Here is a 24,021-nt window from a genome sequence, read left to right on the forward strand (position 1 = left end):
CTACGGGTTACTTTCGCTTCAGGATAATAATTCGCCAATCTACGCGGAACGGTAACGTTAGCCAACTATCTTCGGCTCGCTGGCTAATGCCTGCTTGCTATCCCTGGCGACCCGTCCATTATCACGTGACATCGAATGAGAGAATATTTTTCTACCCTTATTATTACGCTGGCTGTAGCCTTACAGGCATTCGCCCAACCGACACATTCGTCTATCAGGAGCACTTATACAAATCCGGTTATTGCCGGTGACTTTGCTGACCCTTCGCTCATTCGGGTTGGTAACACCTATTACGCCGTCGGTACATCATCGGAGTGGGGGCCCGCTTACCCCATTTATACCTCAAAAGACCTGGTGAATTGGGCGTACGTCGGTCCGGTGTTTAACGAATTACCCCAGTGGACAATGGGCAGCTACTGGGCTCCGGAGCTTTTCTATCGCCAGGGTACGTATTACGTGTATTATACCGCCCGGCGAAAAACCGACCAGCGTTCGTTTATTGGCGTAGCGACGACGCGCGATCTGACGAAGGGGTTCACGGATCATGGCTTGTTACTGGAATGGACGACCGAAGCGATCGATCCCTTTATCATTGAGGATGCCGGTAAACTCTTTATGACCTGGAAGGCTTACGGGTTAGACAAAGGTAAGGCTATCGAAATCCTGGGTGCCGAACTCTCACCCGACGGACTCCGCGTTACTGGGCAAGCGTTTCCGCTCATCAAGGCAGAGCCGACCAATTGGGAAAAGGGCGGAGCCGAGGGGCAAGCTATTGTCAAGCGAGGTCGTTACTATTACATGCTCTATTCGGGTAATGCCTGTTGCGGGGAGCAGTGTAATTACCAGGTTGGTCTGGCCCGGGCCGAAACCCTACGGGGTCCCTGGGAGAAATACGACAGGAATCCCGTATTGGTCAGTGATCAAGCCTGGAAATGCCCTGGCCACGGAACCGTTGTGGTAACGCCCGATCAGCGGTATTTCTACTTGCACCACGCCTACAGCGGTATCGATTTTACCATGACCGGCCGTCAGGGCGTGCTGAGTGAGTTGATTTGGGATGACAAAAACCAGTGGCCTGCTTTTCGCTACGGACGTTCAACGCCTACCCAGGCCGAATCACCGCTCCAGGTTACGCAGCAACGTTCGCCGAACCTATCGGTTAATTTCAGTCAGGCCTTCAGCCCTGTTCCCTGGGTCTGGGATGTAAGCCTTTCCAAGCCAGCGTATCGGGTTCATAAGGGCCAATTGCAGCTCGTCAATCAAGGCTCAGGCCAGGCGGGTACCTTCCTGGGGCTTGTCATCAACAAAGGAATTTATACCCTGTCGGCCGATATTGTTCCCCAAGCCGATTTGCTACAAAGTTTGTGTGTGTATGGGGACGCTCAAAACCAGGTAGGCATCGGTATTCGGCCGGGATCGCTTGAACTCTGGCAGATTAAAGCGGGCACGCGCAGCGTTATACAGACACAGCCCATTCCGGAAGGTAACCCTTCGGTTACGCTACAGATACAAAGTAAGGGAAAGCAGGTTTACGCGTTTGGCTGGCGCACGAAAGAAGGTACGTACAGGCAACTAACGGAAGCTCCGTTAGATGGCTCTTTTCTGCCTCGCTGGGACCGGGCTCCCCGTGCCGGTATCGGCCTGAGTGGGAAAGCCCAGGCAAGTAGTCGGGTGCGTGCCATGGCTATTCACTACGATGAGCCCTGAGTGCGTTAGCAAACCTACTGACCGGGATGGCAGGGCAACAGTCAACGAGTATATGCATCCCTGTTTAACGAGTTGTAAGCCGATTGTCATAGATTTGCGGGCGCAGGGATCAAATGATTTTTTCACCAGGTATACATTTCGACGGTGAACGGCTGGCTAACTCCGCCTAAATTTCTATCTGGTATACGCGTCGAAGTTCCTTTGCTTACGACTGCTATGGGGTGAAGCCGCCAGTTAAATGTAAACAGACCGCAAGCGGATTCGTTTAAATAAGAGCTGCTTAATTGACCAACAATAAACACGAGATAAGCGAAATGGATATTACACAAATCTTCAGGAACAATCAGGATTGGGTTCAAAAGAAGCTAAACGTTGAACCCGATTACTTTAGTGACCTCTCTAAAGGACAAACGCCAGATATCCTCTACATCGGTTGTTCGGATAGCCGTGTATCAGCCGAAGAACTTATGGGTGTATCACCCGGCGAAGTGTTTGTGCTCAGAAACATTGCCAATATGGTTCCCAATACGGATCTGGGGGTCATGTCAGTTATTAATTATGCGGTGTTACACCTTAAAGTAAATCACATAGTGGTTTGTGGTCATTACTATTGTGGTGGGGTTCAGGCAGCTATGAAATCAGAGGACCTGGGTATATTGAATCCCTGGTTAAGAAATATCCGTGACGTGTATCGGATGCACAGGGACGAATTGAATGCTATTGCAGATGAAGAGTCACGTTATAAACGATTGGTAGAGTTGAACGTGGAAGAGCAATGCATAAATGTTCTTAAAACGGCAGAAGTGCAAAAGGCCCGTCGGGATCGGGACCTTACCGTGCACGGATGGGTTTTTGACGTACATTCCGGGAAATTGATCGACCTGAAAATTGACTTCATAAAACTACTGGAGCACATAAAAGAAATTTATCAGCTCGATTAGAGTAAGGCTGAAAAGCTGGCGACAGAACGGGTTCGAATCCAAAGTGCGTAACGGTGGATTTATGACGTCGCCCCAACATATTGCCCAAACGTTGAGTTGACCAGCCACAACTAACTCAACTCAACGGTATGCAATACCCAGAATTTATCCACCAGGCTAAAGAGGCCCTCGCCGTCCAGTCGGAAGACGAAGTGCTCAACATCACCCGTGCATTTTTACACACACTGACGGCTCATCTGGCGGGTAACGCGGCTGACAACTTGGGTGCGCAACTTCCCGCCCCCCTTCTGGAAATCATCCGCGAGGTGCCGCCCGAAGACCGCGACCAGGGGGAGCGATTCAAGCTGACCGAATTCTACCAGCGCGTGGCGAATAAACTTGGCGTAGAGTCGGCCGTCGGCGAACGCTACACGAAGCAATTCATGTCGGTGTTGACATCGATAATCACCGAGGGTGAACTGCACAAGCTGAAAGTCACGCTGTCGGATGATTATGCGCCCCTGTTTGAGGGCAAGCCAGTAGCCGAGTAAGCGTTTACACACGCATGAAACTGCCGGTAGGGCGGCAGTTTCATGCATTTATCGATCTGCTCACCTGCGTGCAGCAGGCAGGCAAACGAATGTCTACCCTTGTGAACGATTGACTGGTCTATTCCCGAATAGCGACTCGCCAGAAAACCGCTGCTCCCGTTTTATTGAACCAGGCTCTCAATAGCATTGAAAGATCTGGACGTCTTCATCTCTCAAGCCAAGGCTCAAATCGATGGCTCCAGTTACCCTGCTAGTACATCCTGAAAGCGTTCGGCTTAGCCACCCAGTTACTTAGGCTAGGCTGGCAGATATACACTGAACGTAGCTCCCTGACCCAACTGGCTGGTGGCCGTGATGGCTCCCCCATGATTGGCCGCTACTTTTTCACAAATGGCCAGGCCAATCCCTGTTCCGGAAAACTCACTCTTGCCATGCAAACGCTGAAAGACCTGAAAGATGCGGTCCAGGTACTTCTCATCGAAACCAATGCCATTATCAACCACATCGATCTTATAATAGGATTGGGCCGCCCGGGAAGGCTTCACCCAGGGTGGTAGCTGATCAGAGGATACCTGGTCTACTTTGATTTGAATATGGGGGTGCACATCAGGACGGCGAAACTTAAGGGCGTTCGACAGCAAGTTCTGAAATAACTGCCCTAACTGGCCCGCATCGCCTTCTATAACCGGTAAGGGGTCTATCTCAACCCGGGCTTTGGTCTCCTCCCGAAGCAGGTCTAAGTCGATTAGAACCTCATCGACTACCTGGCTGAGCGCCACACGAGAACTCGTATCCCGTTGGGTGGTAATGCGTGAGTAGTTCAGCAAGTCTTTGATGAGTGCCGACATGCGAGCAGCCGCCGATTGCATCCGATCCAGGTAGAGCAACTCCTGACCACTGGCCTCGGTGTAGCGTGTCTTCAACAGATCACCAAACTGTTGAATCTTGCGCAGAGGTTCCTGCAAATCGTGGCTGGCTACATAAGCAAACTGCTGGAGGTTGTCGTTCGAGCGAGCGAGCAGGGTGTTCGCTTCTTCCAGTTCTTCATTGATGGCCGCATATTCCTCATTATTGGCGGCCAGTTCTTCGTTGGTAGAGCTTAATTCCTCGTTGATGGCGGCTAGCTCCTCCGTACGAAGCTGAATCTGTTGCTCCAGCGCCAGCTGCATCTCTCGCTGGAGGGTAATATCCTGAGCCGTACCATTGAGCCGAACGGCTTTACGGGCAGCATCAAAGACGGTTCTACCCCGCATGTGCAGAATGCGTTTCTGCCCCTTATGGGGATGGATAACGGTATATATTTCGTTGTATATCCCGTCTGACTCAGGATTCAGCGCCCAGGCGATGGCCTGGTCAACCCGCTGCTGATCGTCCACGTCCAAAAGGTGAATTATTTCCTGGTAAGACCGGTCTTTTGGATCATAACCAAACCATTCGATCAACCGATCCGAAAAAATAAGCCCCTGGCTGGCCACATCTATGCTCCAGGTGCCTAACTGGGCCAGTTCGACGGCTTCCCGCAGGCTAACTTCGGTTTCTTCCAGCTGCTGGCGGTGTTTAACTTCCTGAGTAACATCAATGGCAATATCAAGGATGGCGTAAATCTCTCCAGCAGCATTGCGAATGGGACTATACGAAATATTGTAGTAATTATCGGTCAGCACTCCATTCTGCACAATCTTTACCAGGGAACTCGGTGAAATAAAGGGTTTGCCAGTTGTATAGACATCGTCCAGGATTTGAAGGAAAGCCTGGCCTTCCGTAATCAGTTCGGGCATGGCCTCCCGCAAAGGCAGCCCGTCAATGTGAGGCCCTTTGCCCACAATATCAATAAAGGTTTGATTGGGATTTTCAATCACCAGATCCCGCCCTACAAACACGCCGATACCCGCCGGAGCCGTAGCCAGAATAGCCCGCAGCTTACTTTCACTTTCTTCAATCTGTTTGCGAGTCATGACCTGCTGGGTCACGTCGGTAGCCACCACCAGGATAGCCTCTATATCGCCCTGACTTCCCTTTTGAGGCTGGTAGGTTAGATTTACATAGATGGTTGTCAAGTGTCCATCGCGAAGAATACCGACCGCTACCTCAGGTGCAACATAGGGAGTTCCCGTCGCAATGACGTTTTTGAGGAGTTCATCGAATCCCTGGCCTTTCAGCTCGGGCAAGGCTTCCAGCAACGGTTTGCCCACAATGTCCTGGGGCGGACGAGCCACCAGCTCTCCATAAAACGTGTTGGCCCATTGAAATACCAGCTTATCATTGGCGCTGATGGTGGCCAGGCCTACGGGAGACTGCTCGAACAGGGTCAGCAGCTGACGCTTACTTTCTTCGGTTCGTAGCAGCACCTGCTTACTGTCGGTAATGTCTCGGGTAGTACCCGCTATGGCCTCTACCTCCCCCTGCTCGTTGAACACCGGGGCAAACACGTAGTCATAAACTCGTCTGCCTAAGGTGGCGTGGGGAAAGGAAACCTCACCCCGAATCGGCTGCCTGGTAACGACCACCTGGTCGATTTCCCGTTCGTGCATTTGGGCGTGCCAGGGCTCGTAGCCATTTTCCAGGAGTCCTTTTCCAATTGATTTTTCCCAACTGCTGCCCCACATATCCAGCAGTGCTTTATTGGCGTAGGTGAACCGGTAGTTCAAGTCAAAAACATACATCAGATCGGGTGTGCTGGAAGCTATGGTTTTGTAGAGCCTCAGTTGCCGATCAGCTTGTTGTTTTTCCGATTCCAGCCGTTGGCGGTCGAGTACCGACTGCGTCACATCCACCGCGAGGATGAGTACCCCACTGGGTTGGCTCTGGTCATCGAGCAACCGGCTTAAGGAAAGCGTCCAGTAGACCGTTTGCGTTGTGTCGTTCTGGTAAATCGTCAGGGGCGTATCAGGACTGGTTGCCGGCTGCCCTGTCTCGAGAACCTGATCCAGCAGCGGACGTATAGGGTTCCAGGCTGGGGTCCATAGCGCCTGAACGGACTGGCCAACTGCCGGATGAGTAGTCGGCTTCAAACTAGCCCTGGCTGTGTCATTGTAAAAGCAGATCTGCTCATCTCCCCAAAGAACCAGTGCAGGTATAGGAACCTGTAAGAGATTGCTGACGGCTGTGCGCAGGCTAGAGGGCCAGGTGTCAGGAGTACCCAGTGAGGTGGTTGCCCAGTCGAATCGACGAATCATCTCACCCGATTGGCCTCCCCCGGCCAGAAAAGGGTATGGATGGATAGTTGAAAAAGAGTCCAAGCGAATAAACCAGAAAAAGAATAAACAAAATAACGCGTGAAATCCGTAAAAGGTTAGGGATCGACAAAATTTGAAAATGCAACGGTGCGCTGTCTACAGCCGGAATGCACCTGACCTTGCCATCAGTCGTGTAAACCCTAAAGGAGCCACCCGCCAGGTCACTGTGGCAAATCCGGGTATAACCTCGTTCCGATTCATCTGCCTATTTTTTACCAGAACGGCACGAAGCAAGTGTAGAAAAACCTGTTGGCAGTGAGTCTATGGTAGAAAAAGGGTGGTATTTATGCTGACGAGTAGCTCTACAGTCCATAGGTATGCTTTTCCCTATCATTCGCAGCAATGCAAATAAGTTTCAAAACAGCAGGCACAAAAAAAGCGCTTAACAACTTTGTTAAGCGCTCGGTCATTAAGAGCCTCCTATAGGACTTGAACCTACGACCCCTTCATTACGAATGAAGTGCTCTACCAGCTGAGCTAAGGAGGCTTTTTACTGCTCTGCAGCAGCTTTTGGGAATGCAAATATAATAGAGTGGAATTTAAGAACGCAAGTATCCGTTCTATTTTTGGTAAATTTGCACCCATGATTTCCATTACGAACCTATCGTACTACCTCGGTAGCCGGGCTTTATACGAAAATGCCTCGCTACATATTAAGCCAAACCAGAAAATCGGCCTGATTGGCCTCAATGGTACGGGCAAATCAACACTACTCCGTATCATCAATGGTGAATATCAACCCGATGGGGGCATCATTTCCAAAGCGGGTGACGTATCAATCGGCTTCCTGAATCAGGATTTGCTGTCTTACCAGACCGACGATTCCATCCTCTCCGTGGCCATGCAGGCATTTGCCCGGCAAAACGAGTTGCAGATCAAGATTGAGGAGTTGCTCCATAAAATGGAAACCGATTATACAGATGATCTGGTTGATAAATTAGGCAAGGCACAGGAAGAATTTGATGCGCTCGACGGATATACAATCCAGTCCAGAGCCGAAGAAATTCTGGAAGGGCTGGGTTTCTCGACGGATGATTTGAGTAAACCACTCAAGTTGTTTTCCGGGGGATGGCGCATGCGGGTAATGCTTGCCAAACTGCTACTAGAAAAGCCATCCCTGCTGATGCTCGACGAACCAACCAACCACCTGGACTTGCCGTCTATTCAGTGGGTTGAAAAATACGTTCAGAACTACGAAGGGTCCGTTATTGTCGTTTCCCACGACCGCGAATTCGTTGACAACGTGGTCGATACCATCGTTGAAGTATCGGGTGCCAAGCTGAACTATTACGCCGGTGATTACTCATATTATATGGAGGAAAAGGCGCTGCGTAACGAGATTCAGAAGGGGGCATTTGAAAATCAGCAGGCTAAAATTCGGCAAACCGAACGCTTTATTGAGCGCTTCAAGGCTAAGGCTTCCAAGGCCAAACAGGCTCAGAGCCGCGTCAAGCAGCTCGAACGAATGGAGCTTGTCGATGATGTGATCGACAGCAGTGCACGGGTTAATTTTAAGTTCAACTTCTCGCAGCAGCCCGGTCGGCACATCCTGCATTTAGATGATATTTCGAAGGCTTACGGCGAGAAGCGGATCCTAACACACTCTACGGCCCGGCTCGAACGGGGTGATAAAGTCGCCCTGATTGGTGCTAACGGGCGCGGGAAGTCGACGCTGCTTCGTATTATTTCAGGCTCCGAACCCATCGATGGCGAACGCGTTCTGGGCTATAACGTCTCGTTTAGCTTCTACGCCCAGCACCAGCTGGAGTCGCTTCGGGTAGAGGATTCGATGCTGGAAGAACTGAAGCAGGCCAACCCGACGAAGTCGGATGGCGAACTGCGGGGTGTACTCGGCTGCTTTTTGTTTTCGGGCGACGATGTGTTCAAAAAAATCAAAGTACTGTCGGGGGGCGAAAAATCGCGCGTAGCGCTGGCGAAGGTATTGCTCTCCCAGGCGAACTTTCTGCTGTTGGACGAACCGACCAACCACCTGGACATGCAGTCGGTGAATATCCTGATTCAGGCGTTGCAACAGTATGAAGGTACGTACGTGGTTGTTTCCCACGACCGCTATTTTGTCTCGCAGATCGCCAATAAAATCTGGTATATAGAAGACGAACAGATCAAGGAGTATCCTGGTACGTACGATGAATACGAGTGGTGGCAGGAAGAGCGCAAAGCGCAGGGTATTGGCACGGGCAAGCAGCCCGTTGAAAACCCAAAGACGCAGCATGTGACGAGTCATGCACCAGCCACCAATGGCCAGTCGTCGAACGGAAATGGGCAAAAGGCAACCAACGGCCGGGCATCGGACGACGAGCGTAGAGAATGGCAGAAAACGCACAAGAGTCTGACCCGTCAGGCTGAAGAAGCTGAAACAAAGATTGGGCAGTTGGAAAGCCGTAAAAAGAAGCTCGAAGTCGAACTGGCTGATCCAGCTACATACGGCGACGATAAATTAATGCAGGCCAAAAATGACGAGTATAGACACGTAATGGCCCAAATCAACCAGTTGCAGGACGAGTGGGAGAACGCTCTGCTCGAAGCCGAAGAGTGGGAGAAGAAGTTGAGTTAACAACAGTGCAGGAAATTGATAAGTGGCTGGTGCGCAGAAAAACATGTGTGCCAGCCACTTTTATTTAGTATCTTATCGTACATGTAAAATATAATTATGTTTTATTTGTACGGTTATGGGAGATTACAAAAAAGGGCGGGGCGCACAGTTTAATTCAGCCAACTCATTCTCGATGCATCGATACGAGCCAGACGATCCGGACGCGTTGTCGGACGATGACTTTCCTGAACCATTGCTAAAAACCCAGTTCTTCGAAGAAACACCCAAACAAATAATTAGTCGATCCGCGAGCCCTGATATTGGGTTTTCGGCCTCCATTAACCCATACCAGGGCTGCGAACATGGCTGTATTTACTGTTACGCCCGCCCCTCACACGAATACTGGGGTTTTTCGGCCGGACTGGATTTCGAGAGTAAAATAATGGTTAAAAAAAACGCGCCCGCCCTGCTCGAAAAACAGTTTCAGGCGCGTTCTTACAAGCCCGCCGTTATTCATTTTTCGGGGAATACGGATTGCTATCAACCCGCCGAACGAACCTACCGGCTTACGCGGCAACTTCTGGCGTTGTGCCTCCGCTACCAAAATCCAGTGTCTATTATCACCAAAAATGCGCTCATTCTTCGCGATCTGGACATTTTGAAACCGCTGGCTGAACGCAACCTGGTGAGCGTTGCTATCTCGATTACTACGCTCAACGAATCGCTGCGGTTACTCATGGAGCCCCGTACGGTTACGGCGGCACAACGATTAAAAACAATGCGTATCCTGCACGGGGCGGGTGTGCCGGTGGGCGTTATGACGGCACCCATTATTCCTGGTTTGACCGATCATGAGATTCCAAAGTTAATCGAACAGGCTGCCGAAGCGGGGGCTTGTTGGGCGGCTTATACCGTGGTTCGGCTGAATGGAGCGCTTGGCCCCTTATTTACCGACTGGCTTCGGCAGTCCTTTCCCGACCGCGCCGACCGTATTTTGCATCAGATTGCCGATTGCCATGGCGGGCAACTGAATGATTCTCGTTTTAAAACCCGCATGGCAGGCGAGGGACCGTACGCCCAGCGCATCGCACAATTACACCGAATTGCCAGTCAGAAATACCTGGCTGGGCGTCAGCTCCCGGAGCTAAGTACCGCTTTGTTCAGGCCCGCCGGACAGTTAGGTTTGTTTGAGGTATAACTGTCTTAGACAGCAACGCTAAACCAGTTAATTTTCTCATTGTCAGAGGTCTAGGGCAGTGGGGCGACGACCATTAGGACCGTCTGTGGTCCTTATTGAAAAGCAATATACCAGCGGCCCACTCACACATGATCAGGAACTATAGATCTACCGGAAGTTTGAAAAGCTGCCTGAGTACTTATTTCTCAACCGAAAAACCCTTCGGCGTTTTGCTTAGCTGATCCGCCTGCGCTAATTGTTCGGTATGGTCAAATGTCTGTGTAATAGTCTTGTGAATGCCCTTGCAGATCGTGTCTAACGGGAGATCATTATCATCAGTGCCGAACGGATTCTCTATCTCTTCGGCAATAACTTCGAGGCTGGCGAGCACATAGAAAACGAATACCACGAGCGGCACAACCAGAAAATGAAGGTTCGATACATAGCCAAAGGGTAGGGTAAGGCAATATGTGAAGATAAACTTCTTGATAAAGGAACTGTATGAAAATGGGATGGGTGTGTTTTTAATCCGCTCGCAGGCGCCACAAACATCCATCAGGGATTGAATTTCCGGATTGAGCAACAGCAGGTGTTCGGGCAGCAGTATTCCCTGGCGTTGCAAATCATTCATCTTGCCAAAAATCGACATGGCAATTTGTTGAGGAACGTGTTCCGTCAAGCGCAGGTTATGAACCCCAAATGATGGGCTTTCCGTAAACTCGTGTTCAATGGCGTGTTGACGCAAATGATTTTTCAGCGAATAGGCAAAATTAGGAATCATAGCCCGGAAAAACTGACGGGCTTCGGTTTGCGAAGGCTCCAGAAGCTGATCCATCTTGAGCGCCATATTCCGGCTGTTGTTCACCAGAGAACCCCATAATTTTCGCCCTTCCCACCAGCGGTCGTAAGCGGTGTTGGTGCGGAACACCAGCAGCATCGAGATAACGAAGCTCAGCAGGGTGTGCATGAGCGAAAAGTTCTTAAGGTGAGCGTTGTCACTCAGCCCCATGAACTCAATGATGTAGACGACAGTAAACGAATAAACGCCGACAGCTACCAAGATAGGTAATAGCTTGCGAACCGTATCCGCCCGGTTGAACGTGATAATAAATCGAAACCAATCTTTTGGATTATAATTGACCATACATGTGCTGGGTTGAATGAAGCCTATGCCCTTTTGCTGACCTTATCAACAGGTGTTGCCAACGAATGTTGATAAGGCTGTATAATCCTGACAGCGTCATGGCGTTCATTTATTAAATGGAGTACAATAAAAACAGATTGATGCGTAATTCCTTTAGAATTTTTACCGTTTTGTTTTGCCTGCTGCGGGTAGTGCCTTCACGGGCGCAACAGCTTCAAACCATTGACCACATCTATGACCCCAAAATTGAGACCGTACTGCTGTTTCCGCAAGTCAGCGCCAACCAACTGGACCCTGCTTTAACGCTCAATCCGCCCGTTATTTCGCTGGATGAGGCTGTGGCCCTGCAACTCGAATTCGACGACCTGACGGCCAACTACCGCTCTTTTCGGGCGCGGCTCGTGCATTGCAATGCCGATTGGCAACGATCGATACTGAACGATATCGAGTTCACGTACGAATACAACGACAACCCCATAACCGATTACCAGATTTCGATCAATACCAAGATTCCGTATTATCATTACCGGTTTACCCTGCCACGGGTGAAGTTGCCCGGTAATTACGTGCTGGTCGTGTATGACGAGCGAAATCGGAACAATATCCTGTTTACGCGCCGGTTCTGTACCTACCAGAATCGGGTAACGGTGGCAGCCGACGTCCGTTTTTCGTCGAACCCAGCCCGCCAGTTTAGTGATCAGCAAATAGATATGAGCCTGAATTACAGAGGCTATCAGGTTATTTCTCCCCAGGATGACTTCAAAGTCGTTATTCGCCAGAACTACCGCGACGACCGGGAAATTCGGGGGCTGCGACCAACCAATGTGCAGGCGTTTGAACAGGTATTGGACTACCGGCTCATTGATTTAAGCAATACCATGCCGGGCGGCAACGAGTTTCGGTTTTTCGATACCCGCACGATCCTGTCCCGTGCCAATTACATCGACCGCATCGACCGCCCTGCCGACCGGAATATTGCCTATATACAGGTCGATCAGCCGCGCAACCGGGGCGTGTATATTCAAAGCGACGATTTCAACGGCCAGTTCGTAATCGACCATCGGGAAACGGGCAACGGCGCGACCAATGCCGATTATATTGAAACGGTTTTTACGCTCAAAACACCGGAAGTGTCCGGCTTCGATGTGTACGTAAATGGGGCCTTTAACTTCTGGCAGCTCACCGACCGAAACCGGATGGCGTATGACCCCTTGTTAGGTGCTTACCGGGCTACGATGATGCTGAAACAAGGCGTTTACAATTACGACTATGTGGTTGCCACAAACGGGCCGCAACCAAAAGTGGATGAGAACTTCATTGAAGGAAGTTTCTCATCCACCGAAAACGATTACGAAATATTTGTTTACCATCGTCCGCCAGCCTCCCGCGCCGATCAACTGATCGCCTATCGTCGGGTAGGGGTGAACAAACGCAAGTGACGCGGATCGGGACCGCCCTGCGATCCGCATTACAGTTAGGCGCTATGGAGGAATTCCATAATATCGCCGTCCTGCACAACGTATTCTTTGCCTTCCACGGCTAGCTTACCCGCTTCCCGAACACCCGCTTCGGTTTTAAACTGGGCGAAGTCGGGCAGTTTCATTACCTGTGCCCGAATGAATTTTTTCTCGAAATCGGAGTGGATCACGCCAGCTGCCTGGGGCGCTTTCCAGCCCCGGTGAATCGTCCAGGCGCGAACCTCTTTAACGCCCGCCGTGAAGTAGGTAATCAGGCCCAGCAGTTTATAGGAGGCTTTAATCAGTTTACTCAACCCTGATTCGGTCAGGCCATATTCGCCCAAAAAGAGTTCACGCTCTTCAGGGTCCTCCATTTCGGCAATCTGCGCTTCAATTCCAGCGCTGATCACGATCACTTCGGCGCCTTCATCTTTTACGGCTTCCCGAAGAGCATCTGAGTATTTATTTCCGTTTGGCAGCGACCCTTCGTCTACGTTGGCTACGTAAATGACGGGTTTCACCGTCATCAATGAGATGTCACCGATGGCCGCTTCGGCTTCTTCGGGCGCTATCTGAACCGTACGGGCACTTTTACCCGCTTCGAGCGCTGTTTTGTAAAGTTTCAGGATTTCCAGTTCGGCTTTCGCCTTGGCATCGCCCACACGAGCGGCTTTGTCGATTCGCTGAATCTTTTTATCGACCGAGTCCAGATCTTTCAATTGCAATTCGGCGTCAATGACTTCCTTGTCGGATACGGGATCCACTTTTCCTTCGACGTGAACGATGTTATCGTCTTCGAAGCACCGAACAACGTGCACGATGGCATCAACTTCCCGGATGTTGGCCAAAAACTTATTGCCCAACCCGGCACCCTGGCTGGCGCCTTTTACCAATCCGGCAATGTCAACGAATTCAATAATGGTTGGCACAACACGCTGGGGTTTTACGAGCCCTTCGAGCGCGTCCAGGCGTTCATCGGGTACGGTTACAACCCCCACATTGGGTTCTATTGTACAGAACGGGTAATTGGCGGCTTCGGCCTTACCGCTCGAAATGGCATTAAACAGCGTTGATTTCCCAACATTGGGCAAACCCACGATTCCACATTGAAGTCCCATAAGAAAGTAAAAGAGCGAAAGAGCGAAAGACCGAGCTGGCGTTCCAGCGTGAGAGTAGAGCGACAATTCGCTCTTGCACCCGTTCGCTCTTTATTATTTTTTGCAAAAATACAACCGTAATGGCGGACCACAAAAAAAGCCTTCGGCATTGACAGGCCGATGGCTACGTGAACGGTGGGTAAAGAATCAGGTTTGTTATATGAGAAATCGGATAGTAAAGTCTAGTTCATTCGCAATTGGTTAGGGAGTCGCTCGCGGCCATCCCGTCTAGATTGATTTAGTTATTCCCACTTTAATTCGCTGGCGAAATCATCCTGTTCGTCCCGCTCCCGCTGAACGAATTGAGAAAAATCAACTTCGGGCATGAGTTCGGTTTTGACGTGGCCGACCGTTTCCTGGAGGGCTTCGACAAACTTATCGAAATCTTCTTTGTAGAGAAACATCTTATGTTTTTCGTACACAAATCCCTCGCCCTGTGGGTGTCGGCGGCTTTCGGTGATGGTTAAATAATAGTCGTTTGTGCGGGTTGACTTAACGTCAAAAAAATACGTTCGTTTCCCCGCCCGAACCCGCTTCGAATAAATTTTCTCCCGGTCTTTTTCGTCCACAATCTAGTCGGTTTAGTCAATTAACAGATGCTAAAGTACATTCTATCAGGATAGAACAAAAAGAATACACTTAAATATATTTTGGGGCTATTTCACCTCAAAAACGGGCGACTTTGTGGAGGCCATTCCACAGTTTTTTGGCTAAAGGCTTGGTTATAAAGCTTCTGTAACCTATCTTTGTTTTGCAGGAATTGCACTTTTTGGGGGCGGACGGTATGTAGAAAGTTTTTTGACATGCCTTACGCCTATTTTTTTCACGTAACCAAGAGCTGTATGAGTTTGATCATGTCCCTTATGTTGTTTTTTAGCAACATAAACCCGGCGGAGGCTCTCCCGAGCCTCATACAGAAAGGCAAAGCGTCTTTTTATTCCAAGAAGTTCAATGGTCGTAAGACCGCATATGGTGAGCGCGTCAGCTCAGAATCCCTTGAAGGTGCCCACCTTCACCTGCCCTTAAACACGTTGGTAGAAGTTACGAACCTCGATAACCAACGGTCAGTAATTGTACGAATCAATGATCGGGGGCCTTTTTCAAAAGGGCGTGTCATTGATCTTACCCTTGCCGCAGCGCATGCACTTGGCATGGTTTCGAAAGGCATTGCTAATGTATCGCTCCGGGTTGTTGGCAAAGGTCAGGCTATGGCCATGACACCTTCTGCTTTTACGACACCGGTTGCTTTTCAGCCGATGCTGGAACCCGTTATGTAATCCGGTTTGGCCCTTTTATCAGAGCCGTTCGATATTTCTTTGTGCAATTCCTGCCAGAAATGTCGAACGGTTCGTTTTTTGCGTTCTATAAATTAGATTGTAGTTGACTTCCGCAAAAATAGCCGGCTGCACGGATGGCCAACGTCGAACCTCAGACTACTACCTTCAAACCCCTTGTATGAAACAACCCCTTAATCTTGGCCAGGTACGTTCGTTCGGAAACGTCGAATTTCTGGCTCGTCAATTGGTCGAAGGATTTATTACAGGGCTCCATAAATCGCCCTTTCATGGCTTCTCGGTAGAATTCGCTGAACACCGGCTCTACAACACCGGCGAAACCACGCGGTATATCGACTGGAAAGTGTTTGGGAAAACCGAAAAGCTATTTGTCAAACGCTATGAAGAGGAAACAAATCTGCGCTGTCACTTGCTGATTGATACCTCGTCGTCGATGTATTATCCAGAAGCCAACTACGGCAAGATGACGTTCAGTGTCATGGCATCGGCCTGTCTGGCTTATATGCTTCAACGGCAAAAGGACGCCGTCAGCCTGACAACCTTTGCCGATCAGATTGACTTGCAGACGCAGGTAAAGTCAACGCCTTCGCATGTACACAAGCTATTCACTCAGTTGGATCTGCTTATGCAGCAACCTAAGCCGCTACGTAAAACCTCAGCCGCCGATGTAATTCACCAGGTAGCCGAAAAGATTAATAAACGATCGCTGGTCGTTATTTTCAGCGATATGTTCGACAATAGTGAAAAGGCAGACGCGCTGTTTTCTGCCTTACAACACTTGCGTCATAATCTGCATGAGGTGCTGCTATTTCACGTGACGGACAAAAAAACGGAGGAGGATTTCGCATTTGATGAACGCCCCTATGAGTTTATCGACCTTGAAACGGGGGAGAAGGTCAAAGTCCAGCCAGGGCAAGTACGCGAAACCTACCAGCAAGCCGTGAAAACCTATTTTCAGGAATTAAAAATGCGTTGCGGCCAATATAAAATTGACTTCATCGAGGCCGATATTGCTCAGGGCTTCGATCAGATTCTGCAGGCTTATCTGGTGAAACGTACTAAAATGAGGTAAGTGACTCAGATCGCACGGACGCCCGTGCGATCTGAGTTATTTGTTTACACTCGCTTTGACCGAGGCAGTAACCGGCTTTTTCGTAGCCTGCTGCCGTTTATGGAACAGCATGAAATCTTCAATCTGCTCGGCCGGTAGCTTGCGGGCAATTATTTTCTTGTCTTTATCGAGGACATAGACCGTCGGCGTAGTCCAGACGTCATACTGATGCCGATAGTCGGTGCGGGCAGAATAATCGTAGCCATTGATGGCATTGCCCAGTTTAAATTCTCTAATGAACTTCTTCCAGTCTTCCGGGTTCTGATCGATGGCAATCGCTACGACCTCAACGCCTTTGCCTTTGTAATCATCCACAAATTTCTTCAGCTTGGGCGCGCTCTCGCGGCAATGCCCACACGTTGGCGAATAAAAGAAAACAATTGTATAGTCAGCTTTGATGTTCTGAAACGCAATGGGCCGGCGCAGGGTATCGCTGATGACCGGCGAAATCAACGTTTTTCCAATTAAATTAGGCTTCATGGTGGCCACCCGTTCGCCAATACTTTTTAGCGTCGACGAGTCCGAAACCGTCATCACGCCCGTCTTGTAATACTTCTCAAACATGTGCACAAACAGGCCGTCGGTACCCATCACTTTGGGTTGCTCATATTGACTGGTGATGTAATAAATCGTCTGGTATTTGACATCCTTGTTTTTCCCGGCTACGGCTTTGTTGACTAAAAAGTCTGCTTCTTTAATAAGCGAATCGGGCACCTGCACGGTTAGCTCTTTGATATACCGCTCGATTTTGCGCTGCAGGATAGGGGTTCTGACAAATCGGTCGTCAGAGAAGTCGAAATCATCCCAAAAATGTTGCTTGAAATAGTTGAATACCCAGACCGAGTCAGGGCGGCCATTGGCCGCTTTGGGAGCGGCTGGTACGTCGGGTTCGGCCGTTGCTTTGAGGAGTTTAACCGCGAACGTGCCTGTGTTATCCTGAAGAAACTTTGTTCGATATTCGTTTGCCTTTTTTTGCAAATCGCCTAACTGCTTATTGACCGAGGCCACCGACGCTGCATCATTGCGTAGTTTCTTCTGTGCATTCAGTGCCTGCGCTTCCTCCGACAGCTTACCGAGTTGCTGCTGGTAGCCATAAAAGGCTTCGTTTTCCTTAGACCCCGTTATCTTCATATTTTTGATAACGTCGGCGGTATCGGTTTCAAAGGCAAACTGCTGATCGTTGGTCATTAACAACTCGATATATCCCTTCTTCGGCATTACGACAAGATAGAGTCCTTCGGGTAATGTTTTTTTGCCTTCAAAAACCATGTTTCCTCCGCCATCCACCCGGGCTGTGTCTTTAGTGATGTACTGGGTTGCGCCATAATAGTGGGCCAGCACACAGGTTGTGTCTTTCAGACCCTTGATGCGCCCCGTAATTCGAAAGCCTTCACTGGTGGTTGACGGAGTTGATTGGGCCCAGGCCTGGGGTAATAACGCTAACCCAAGCAGGGTGGCTATGAGGAGTTTTTTCATATAGGGTGGTACGTATCTTCGCAGCAGAATAGAGCCAAATTTACGGTATTTTACTGGTACGTTTGTCATCTATCAAAACGCTTGCCATGTCCGCTATAGTCTATGTTTTATTTCTTTTCTAAAACGATTACGTACCTGCTCACGCCCGCTGGATGGCTCATTAGCACCCTGTTACTGGCGTTTTTTGCGAAAAAGGCGCACTCCCGGCGCCGATGGCTTGGTATAGGACTCGTGATTTTCTGGGTATTCGGTAATTCGTTTTTGATGAATGAGCTGGCCTTGTGGTGGGAGTATCCGATTCAATCTAATCTGGCAGCTTCGACTGATTCTACGAAGCGGATTGCCGTTGTTCTGACGGGCAGTTTGATAAACACGCTGAAACAAGTACCAGTATCGGTACCCACAAAATATGGTACGTCTCGTTTTTTGCTGGGCCGGGAAGTCGACCGGGCTGGGCAGGCTTTGTTTCTGTACAAAACGGGGGCCGTGCAAAAAATTCTGATCAGTGGCGGTAACGGCGATTTACCCATACAGGCCAAGCAGGCAAGTGACGAAGGAGAAATGACCGCTCAGTTTCTGGTGGTGGCGGGTGTCCATCCGGCCGACATTATTCTGGAGCATGCCTCGCGAAATACGCACGAAAATGCGCTCTTCACCGCTCAAGTGCTCCGAAAACGGTTCAATACAAACCGATGTGTATTGGTTACCTCGGCCTGGCACATGCGTCGGGCGGTAGGCTGCTTTCGGAAAGAGGGTGTTCAGGTAACGCCTTTTGCCGGTAGCTTTTTTAGCAGAGAACGGTCATTTCTGCCCGGTGAATGGCTGCTGCCGCACGAGTCCGCTTTTTTTGACTCGTATTATCTGGTTCGGGAGATGGTTGGCTATCTAACGTACAAAATCGCCGGGTATATATAGCCCTACAAGGTAGCCAAAACCTTGTAGGGCTATTCATAAACGCCTGTTAAACAGACAGAATCTTCACCATTCTTAGTAGATCTTCACTAATTGGCTTGGGTAGCCGAATGGTATCGCGGAATGGTGTGTAGACCAGTTCGTTGTTAATTATACCCGCCATTACATTCTGTTCGCCATTCATTAAGCCTTCCAGTGCGCCAAGCCCCAGGCGGCTGGCCAGAATCCGGTCGTAGGCAGTTGGTATACCGCCCCGCTGAATGTGCCCCAGGGTGGTAACCCGCATGTCGATGTCGGACTGGATTTGCTGACGTATTTTTTCGGCGATCTCCGTAGCGTTTCCGGCTTCTTCCCCTTCCGCGATGACCACAATGGAAGAGGATTTCTGACGGCTCCAACCCGATTTCAGCGTTTCGATGACTTCCGAGATGGGCGTCAGAACTTCGGGTACCATCACCATTTCGGCGCCACCCGCAATTCCCGACTGAATAGCAATGTAGCCGGAGTCGCGGCCCATAACTTCAATAAAGAAAATCCGGTCGTGTGAATCGGCGGTATCGCGGATTTTGTCAATGGCTTCAAGCGCCGTATTAACGGCTGTATCGAAGCCGATGGTATGGTCAGTTCCGTAAAGGTCATTATCGATGGTGCCGGGTGCACCAACCGTTGGAATACCGTACTCATCGAAAAAAAGTGTGGCCCCCGTAAAGGTACCGTTTCCGCCAATGGCCACTAAGCCCTCAATATCAAATTTCTTAAGTTGATCGTATGCTTTGGCACGGCCTTCGGGAGTCATGAATTCTTTGCTGCGGGCCGATTTCAGAATGGTACCTCCGCGTTGTACGATATTGCTTACCGAGTGCGAAGACATCTGAAAAATGTCGCCATTTATCATTCCGCTGTACCCCCGGCGGATACCGAAAACTTCCAGCCCGTGATAGACCGCCCCCCGAACCACAGCCCGGATACAGGCGTTCATACCCGGTGCATCCCCACCCGAGGTAAAAACAGCTACTCGTTTCATAGGTTAAATCAATTATTTAAGGAAATTTCACAAACGGTTACGAGGGTATCGTTTTAAACCCCGCAAATTTATCCGCATTTATCAATCTATGGGCACTGACCTGGGAATTATCCCATTGTTTTCACACAAATTTCACAAAAAGGCTGAAACATACTGGTTTTTGCTTTTCTATTTTGCTCTATCTCTTTTCATCGTCCCACGAAATATTGTTTTTCCGCCATCAACTTGCTGCAAATTATGTACTGCTTTTGAACCGCCTAGCTCGTCGAACAATCTGAATGTGATTGAGTAGCGTAGTCAGTAGACCAAAATGCCGGACGAGAACCTTGAATCGATCCGTGAGCGACTGGCGATGTTGCTGTACCGATAACCCACCAATCAAATACTTACACAAGACAAAAGGCACATATTCAATCATTTGGGCCTTCTTCAGGCAGCGAATTTCCCAGTCTAAATCGGCACTCAGGTTATTGAGCAGATAGTCGGGGGCCAGGACCCGTTTTACAACAAAGGCTTGATGACATACTTTCATACCGAGCGCCATATCGTGCCAGGTCAAATTTTTGGGCAAAGCATGGGGGGTTACCTGGCTGCGTAAGCCAACCGGAACCGTGTGAACAGCCCCCTGCTCAAAGACGTCGCGCACAAAGAGCGCGTCACTATAATACACATCGGCATGGGTTGCATTGATGCGGGCCAGAAGCTTTGCCAATGTGCTGGAATCGTGAATTTCGTCGCCTGCATTCATAAACCAGACGTACTGCCCGGTGGCCTGGTGAAGCCCTTTGTTCATGGCATCGTACAGCCCCCGATCAGGTTCAGAATGCCAGTGTGTGATGGTTGATTGGTAGTGCTTAATAATGCCTAACGTCCCGTCCGTAGAGGCTCCATCAATCACAATATACTCGATATCCGTTGCCTGCTGGTCAATAAGACTCCTGATCGTGCGTTCCAGAAACCGCTCGGCATTGTAGGTAATGGTGATGATGGAGATGGTTGGCGACATAGATGAATGATTGACTGATAGATTGAGTGAATGATTGAATAACTGGCGCACCTATTCAATCATTCACTCAATCTATCAGTCAACATTTTTTTGTACAAATCAATATGTTTCCGGGCTACGACATCTTCTGAAAAACGCGCTTCGGCCGACTGACGGGCATTCTGCCGTAACTCCTCGGGATCAGGATGCATTAAAATGAACGCCAGCCCATCGGCGAGTTGCTGTGCCGACCCAATATCAGCCAGATAGCCATTTTGCTCGTGATCGATCATTTCGGGAATCCCACCCGTTCGGAAACCCACTACGGGCGTGCCGCAGGCCAGGGCCTCAATGACCGTGTTGGGAAGGTTGTCTTCCAACGAAGGGACAACCATCGCGTCGGCTGCGTTGTAGGCGGCCACAATGTCTTCTTCTGCTGTCAATAAACCAAGGTGCCGAACGGTATAGGGCAACTCGTTGAACAGGTAAGAGCGGCCCTTGCCGAATAGGATGATTTCGGGGGTCAGGTCGGGGTATTGCTGGTTGAGTAACGTCAGGGCTTCGGCAAATTGCCTGAATCCTTTGCGAACATCCGTCACGTTGGCACTACCAAACAAAAGCCGGGCGGGGCGAGTGGTTGACTGCTGGTCTAGAGTAGGCAGGTTAAGCTGCGCGTTAGCCTCCGCTCGATCCATTGGCCGGAAAGCCATCTGATCAATAGCATAGGGAATCACCGTAAACGGAAATTTATGAAGTAACGCGCTACGTTGGGCCTCATTGGCGAGCCAGTGGCTGGGTGGGGTGAAATGGACATTCGCGTTACGGAAAAGCGTCTGTTTCTGCCTGAAGACGTTGTCCGACAAATCATGCTCACCGGGCTTTTTCAGATAAGGGCAGTTTCGGCAATGGCTTAGAAAATGATCGCAGCCGCGCGAGTAATGGCAGCCACCCGTAAAGGCCCATTGATCATGTAATGTCCAGACGATGGGTTTTTGCAGGGCAAACAGGGACCGAAGCCCGTTGAGCGATAAAAAACCGAAGTTGATCCAGTGCAGATGCAATACATCGGCCTGTTGAATGGCGGGGTGGAAATTAAGGTTAGCGCCAAACCTGGCGGGAGAAAACTGAAACCGCACCGAAGGGTCGCGCTCGTGAGGCAGAAAATACAATCGTTCGGCCACAAATCGCCCGAAAGCCGTTTGCTCGGCCAGAAAATTGTTTGCCAGGTAAAGCACACCCGGCTCGGGTCGGTGTTTTTCGAGTCGATTGGGTACGCCTACGAGCATCGTACTCTCAATGCTGTGATTTGTCCACACCTGTTTCTGCAAGGCCCGGTGAAGCCGGTTGGCCGCCACGGCTGCCCCGCCAAATAAGTGGTAGTTGCTCAGGTGCGTAACTCTCACCGCCCTACTAGTTTATCGAATTTTTTAACGACCTCGGGCCAAAAGCCCAGCCCAACTACGCGCCCCCAAATCCGCCGACGGGAATAGGCTTCCATCTCGGCGAAAATTGGATCCGTAAAAAGACTTTTGGCTTTCTGGGTTAAAATCAAGGCAAAGCCATGCTGCTTCAGCGTTGTCGCAAAAACCCAGCCCAGTAACAAATTGCGTTGCGTAAGCGTCGTTTCGTCGGCAAAGCGGTTCAGGTAGGTCATTTCGCCCCAAACAGCGCTGTTTTTCAACGAAAACAAAACAAACTTCTTCAGCAATGGCTGGCTGGTGAAGCTATCTAACAAAGCGGGCGTGATACGGGGTGAGCCTTTGGGAATCAGTTCGGCGAGCCAGTGACTGCCCGTTTCTTCCATAAATTGCAGGACCTGATAAAGCTTGTCTTCGCCGTCGTAAATTGACGCAATGCCCGGCTCAAATTCGGCGGTGATAACCTGTTTGGCCCGTTCTGAACCAAGGTTGCGAAATAGCCGGAGATCGGTTCCCTGCGAGTCGGTTTTAAACCAGTCGACCTGCTTTATGCTCAGGCTATCGAGCGTTGACCGAAGACTCCGCGTTTTCAATTGAACCACTTTAGTTGGTTCAAACTTGGGCGCAAACGCGTATTCCTGAATCAGATCGGGCCTGGGGCGTAACAAGCTGGAACAGTGGGGTGAGACAGTCAGGTAGAAGTCTGATTGATTCGGACTTTCCATTTCTTTGCCGTCCTCGCCCGCCATTGGTCCAGTAACAATATTATTGAACGTGTACAGCTTCCGAAAATGCCCGGACTCACTTTCTACATAACCAAAGTCGCGGTCGTCAGCATCGAAGGCAATGCACACGGCATACTTGGCAAACGCTTTCCAGCGGCCATGCAATTGCCCCGATGCCCCGATGTCTACCAGCACCGGTGGTTCAGTCTGAAACTCAGGACGAGAAAGTATTTTGTCGATCATTTGGTTTGTTATGTGTAGTCTGTTGTTGGTTCGCTAATGGGCTAGTTTCTTTCGCGGGTATGATCCGCTACCAACAAACCACAAACTTATTTTCTGTACGCAAAGATATTCAATTGTAAATCCATGCTGTCGTTGCCTTTGTAGCGATGGTTGACCAACGGAGCATGGCGGTACTGACTGGTGTTGATGTAGTACCGAAAACCACTGGCTTCAAGCACCTGAATGACCTCCGCCAGGGTTTGCGGGTGATCGAGGTACGCATGAAATTCGACGAAAAGATTTTGCACGTGGGCGAGCGCATCATGGCAGTCCGTCAGCACCGCTGTTTCGGCCCCTTCAATGTCCATTTTGAGCATATCGATTCGGGTTTCGCGCAGTAAAACATCGCGTAATCGGACGGAAGGAACGAGTTTGCGGTCAGTTGGCGAGAAAATTGACGCCGAGTCGGCCTGATCACTCCCGAACCAGATGCCTTCGGCATTTGTCCAGACGGCTTTGGTGACGACATCGACACCCGAAATCTGATTTTTCCGAAGGTTATCCTGCAGAATGGCGCTGATTTGCTCATCGGCTTCGAAGGCCACAATTCGGGCGTTGGGGTACGTCTGATGAAAATAAACGACGCTCGTGCCAATGTTGGTACCACAATCGAAAATGACGGGCGTGGCACTCGTCGTGTAGAATCGGTAAAACTCATCCACGAAGATCTCCCGGAATTGCCAGACAAACGACAGCGCATCGGGCACCCGAAATCGGTACTTTCCAAACGTAACATCCGTAGCCTGGTTGCGCGGCTTACTGCCGTACCGCAGGGCTAACCCCAGCAACCGACGCCCTTCCGCTGAGCGCAGAAGCCGGGCTGTTTCCGTAAATAAAAAGCGAAAGACCCACATATATAAAACTGAATGGTTCTGTCAGGCTGAGGCAGG

General features: G+C 50.0%; 19 protein-coding genes and 1 tRNA gene. 9 read left to right on the forward strand and 11 right to left on the reverse strand.

Annotated elements, in window-relative coordinates; genetic code table 11:
- Nucleotides 1-135: 135 nt before the first annotated feature.
- The 3 genes from ACYU8Y_RS12110 to ACYU8Y_RS12120 all read left to right on the forward strand — a co-directional run bounded on the left by ACYU8Y_RS12110 (nucleotide 136) and on the right by ACYU8Y_RS12120 (nucleotide 3,178).
- The gene (locus ACYU8Y_RS12110; protein ID WP_460937460.1) at nucleotides 136-1,707 is read left to right on the forward strand and encodes a glycoside hydrolase family 43 protein; all 1,572 of its coding nucleotides are present in this window, start codon (nucleotides 136-138) and stop codon (nucleotides 1,705-1,707) included.
- 314 nt (nucleotides 1,708-2,021) lie between these two features.
- Nucleotides 2,022-2,648 carry a carbonic anhydrase gene (locus ACYU8Y_RS12115; protein WP_460937462.1) on the forward strand — a complete coding sequence of 209 codons (627 nt, stop codon included), beginning with the start codon at nucleotides 2,022-2,024 and terminating at the stop codon, nucleotides 2,646-2,648.
- Between the two features lie 128 nt (nucleotides 2,649-2,776).
- Nucleotides 2,777-3,178 carry a DUF2267 domain-containing protein gene (locus ACYU8Y_RS12120; protein WP_460937464.1) on the forward strand — a complete coding sequence of 134 codons (402 nt, stop codon included), beginning with the start codon at nucleotides 2,777-2,779 and terminating at the stop codon, nucleotides 3,176-3,178.
- Between the two features lie 296 nt (nucleotides 3,179-3,474).
- Here the strand turns inward: ACYU8Y_RS12120 and ACYU8Y_RS12125 are convergent, their stop codons facing one another.
- Entirely contained in the window at nucleotides 3,475-6,417 is a 2,943-nt protein-coding gene (locus ACYU8Y_RS12125; RefSeq protein WP_460937466.1) for a PAS domain-containing protein, read from the reverse strand.
- 411 nt (nucleotides 6,418-6,828) lie between these two features.
- Nucleotides 6,829-6,901, reverse strand: a tRNA-Thr gene (locus ACYU8Y_RS12130).
- 96 nt (nucleotides 6,902-6,997) lie between these two features.
- On the opposite strand from ACYU8Y_RS12130, the gene ACYU8Y_RS12135 reads away from it, so the two are divergent.
- On the forward strand, nucleotides 6,998-8,989 hold the full coding sequence (locus ACYU8Y_RS12135; protein ID WP_460937468.1) for an ABC-F family ATP-binding cassette domain-containing protein: 1,992 nt from the start codon (nucleotides 6,998-7,000) through the stop codon (nucleotides 8,987-8,989).
- Between the two features lie 115 nt (nucleotides 8,990-9,104).
- On the forward strand, nucleotides 9,105-10,166 hold the full coding sequence (locus ACYU8Y_RS12140) for a PA0069 family radical SAM protein (RefSeq protein ID WP_460937470.1): 1,062 nt from the start codon (nucleotides 9,105-9,107) through the stop codon (nucleotides 10,164-10,166).
- 178 nt (nucleotides 10,167-10,344) lie between these two features.
- On the opposite strand, the gene ACYU8Y_RS12145 is transcribed toward ACYU8Y_RS12140, so the two are convergent.
- The gene (locus ACYU8Y_RS12145) at nucleotides 10,345-11,289 is read right to left on the reverse strand and encodes a bestrophin family protein (RefSeq protein WP_460937472.1); all 945 of its coding nucleotides are present in this window, start codon (nucleotides 11,287-11,289) and stop codon (nucleotides 10,345-10,347) included.
- Between the two features lie 140 nt (nucleotides 11,290-11,429).
- Between ACYU8Y_RS12145 and ACYU8Y_RS12150 the strand changes: the two genes are divergently transcribed.
- Entirely contained in the window at nucleotides 11,430-12,728 is a 1,299-nt protein-coding gene (locus tag ACYU8Y_RS12150; RefSeq protein WP_460937473.1) for a type IX secretion system plug protein, read from the forward strand.
- Between the two features lie 35 nt (nucleotides 12,729-12,763).
- Here the strand turns inward: ACYU8Y_RS12150 and ychF are convergent, their stop codons facing one another.
- Complete coding sequence (ychF, locus tag ACYU8Y_RS12155; RefSeq protein WP_460937475.1) at nucleotides 12,764-13,864, reverse strand: redox-regulated ATPase YchF; 1,101 nt, start codon at nucleotides 13,862-13,864, stop codon at nucleotides 12,764-12,766.
- 281 nt (nucleotides 13,865-14,145) lie between these two features.
- Nucleotides 14,146-14,472, reverse strand: coding sequence for a DUF3276 family protein (locus tag ACYU8Y_RS12160; RefSeq protein ID WP_460937477.1), 327 nt, complete (start codon nucleotides 14,470-14,472; stop codon nucleotides 14,146-14,148).
- Between the two features lie 273 nt (nucleotides 14,473-14,745).
- On the opposite strand from ACYU8Y_RS12160, the gene ACYU8Y_RS12165 reads away from it, so the two are divergent.
- The gene (locus ACYU8Y_RS12165) at nucleotides 14,746-15,180 is read left to right on the forward strand and encodes a septal ring lytic transglycosylase RlpA family protein (protein WP_460937479.1); all 435 of its coding nucleotides are present in this window, start codon (nucleotides 14,746-14,748) and stop codon (nucleotides 15,178-15,180) included.
- Nucleotides 15,181-15,358: 178 nt separating this feature from the next.
- Complete coding sequence (locus ACYU8Y_RS12170) at nucleotides 15,359-16,270, forward strand: DUF58 domain-containing protein (RefSeq protein ID WP_460937481.1); 912 nt, start codon at nucleotides 15,359-15,361, stop codon at nucleotides 16,268-16,270.
- A 36-nt stretch (nucleotides 16,271-16,306) separates the two neighbouring features.
- Here the strand turns inward: ACYU8Y_RS12170 and ACYU8Y_RS12175 are convergent, their stop codons facing one another.
- Nucleotides 16,307-17,785: a thioredoxin-like domain-containing protein gene (locus ACYU8Y_RS12175; protein WP_460937483.1), complete on the reverse strand. Its 1,479-nt coding sequence runs from the start codon at nucleotides 17,783-17,785 to the stop codon at nucleotides 16,307-16,309.
- A 102-nt stretch (nucleotides 17,786-17,887) separates the two neighbouring features.
- On the opposite strand from ACYU8Y_RS12175, the gene ACYU8Y_RS12180 reads away from it, so the two are divergent.
- A complete protein-coding gene (locus ACYU8Y_RS12180) occupies nucleotides 17,888-18,700 on the forward strand; it encodes a YdcF family protein (RefSeq protein WP_460937484.1) in 813 nt (270 codons plus the stop codon).
- A 46-nt stretch (nucleotides 18,701-18,746) separates the two neighbouring features.
- Here ACYU8Y_RS12180 and pfkA read toward each other — a convergent pair whose 3' ends face one another.
- From pfkA to ACYU8Y_RS12205, 5 genes are all read right to left on the reverse strand, one after another.
- Complete coding sequence (gene pfkA / locus ACYU8Y_RS12185; RefSeq protein ID WP_460937486.1) at nucleotides 18,747-19,721, reverse strand: 6-phosphofructokinase; 975 nt, start codon at nucleotides 19,719-19,721, stop codon at nucleotides 18,747-18,749.
- Between the two features lie 235 nt (nucleotides 19,722-19,956).
- Complete coding sequence (locus ACYU8Y_RS12190) at nucleotides 19,957-20,727, reverse strand: glycosyltransferase family 2 protein (RefSeq protein WP_460937488.1); 771 nt, start codon at nucleotides 20,725-20,727, stop codon at nucleotides 19,957-19,959.
- Between the two features lie 59 nt (nucleotides 20,728-20,786).
- Nucleotides 20,787-22,109, reverse strand: coding sequence for a glycosyltransferase family 4 protein (locus ACYU8Y_RS12195; RefSeq protein WP_460937490.1), 1,323 nt, complete (start codon nucleotides 22,107-22,109; stop codon nucleotides 20,787-20,789).
- Complete coding sequence (locus ACYU8Y_RS12200) at nucleotides 22,106-23,092, reverse strand: hypothetical protein (RefSeq protein ID WP_460937492.1); 987 nt, start codon at nucleotides 23,090-23,092, stop codon at nucleotides 22,106-22,108. Before ACYU8Y_RS12200 ends, ACYU8Y_RS12195 begins: the two co-directional genes overlap by 4 nt.
- A gap of 86 nt (nucleotides 23,093-23,178) precedes the next feature.
- Nucleotides 23,179-23,985 (reverse strand): FkbM family methyltransferase, encoded by an 807-nt coding sequence (locus tag ACYU8Y_RS12205; RefSeq protein WP_460937494.1) that lies wholly within the window; start codon nucleotides 23,983-23,985, stop codon nucleotides 23,179-23,181.
- Nucleotides 23,986-24,021 lie beyond the last annotated feature (36 nt).

Source organism: Spirosoma humi (assembly GCF_054776575.1).

Coding starts and splice junctions, on each gene's coding strand:
- ACYU8Y_RS12180 (WP_460937484.1), top strand. CDS start 17,888: ATGTTTTATTTCTTTTCTAAAACGATTACGTACCTGCTCACGCCCGCT.
- ACYU8Y_RS12165 (WP_460937479.1), top strand. CDS start 14,746: ATGAGTTTGATCATGTCCCTTATGTTGTTTTTTAGCAACATAAACCCG.
- ACYU8Y_RS12150 (WP_460937473.1), top strand. CDS start 11,430: ATGCGTAATTCCTTTAGAATTTTTACCGTTTTGTTTTGCCTGCTGCGG.
- ACYU8Y_RS12175 (WP_460937483.1), bottom strand. CDS start 17,785: ATGAAAAAACTCCTCATAGCCACCCTGCTTGGGTTAGCGTTATTACCC.
- ACYU8Y_RS12190 (WP_460937488.1), bottom strand. CDS start 20,727: ATGTCGCCAACCATCTCCATCATCACCATTACCTACAATGCCGAGCGG.
- ACYU8Y_RS12170 (WP_460937481.1), top strand. CDS start 15,359: ATGAAACAACCCCTTAATCTTGGCCAGGTACGTTCGTTCGGAAACGTC.
- ACYU8Y_RS12145 (WP_460937472.1), bottom strand. CDS start 11,289: ATGGTCAATTATAATCCAAAAGATTGGTTTCGATTTATTATCACGTTC.
- ACYU8Y_RS12110 (WP_460937460.1), top strand. CDS start 136: ATGAGAGAATATTTTTCTACCCTTATTATTACGCTGGCTGTAGCCTTA.
- ACYU8Y_RS12135 (WP_460937468.1), top strand. CDS start 6,998: ATGATTTCCATTACGAACCTATCGTACTACCTCGGTAGCCGGGCTTTA.
- ychF (WP_460937475.1), bottom strand. CDS start 13,864: ATGGGACTTCAATGTGGAATCGTGGGTTTGCCCAATGTTGGGAAATCA.
- pfkA (WP_460937486.1), bottom strand. CDS start 19,721: ATGAAACGAGTAGCTGTTTTTACCTCGGGTGGGGATGCACCGGGTATG.
- ACYU8Y_RS12200 (WP_460937492.1), bottom strand. CDS start 23,092: ATGATCGACAAAATACTTTCTCGTCCTGAGTTTCAGACTGAACCACCG.
- ACYU8Y_RS12120 (WP_460937464.1), top strand. CDS start 2,777: ATGCAATACCCAGAATTTATCCACCAGGCTAAAGAGGCCCTCGCCGTC.
- ACYU8Y_RS12205 (WP_460937494.1), bottom strand. CDS start 23,985: ATGTGGGTCTTTCGCTTTTTATTTACGGAAACAGCCCGGCTTCTGCGC.
- ACYU8Y_RS12140 (WP_460937470.1), top strand. CDS start 9,105: ATGGGAGATTACAAAAAAGGGCGGGGCGCACAGTTTAATTCAGCCAAC.
- ACYU8Y_RS12115 (WP_460937462.1), top strand. CDS start 2,022: ATGGATATTACACAAATCTTCAGGAACAATCAGGATTGGGTTCAAAAG.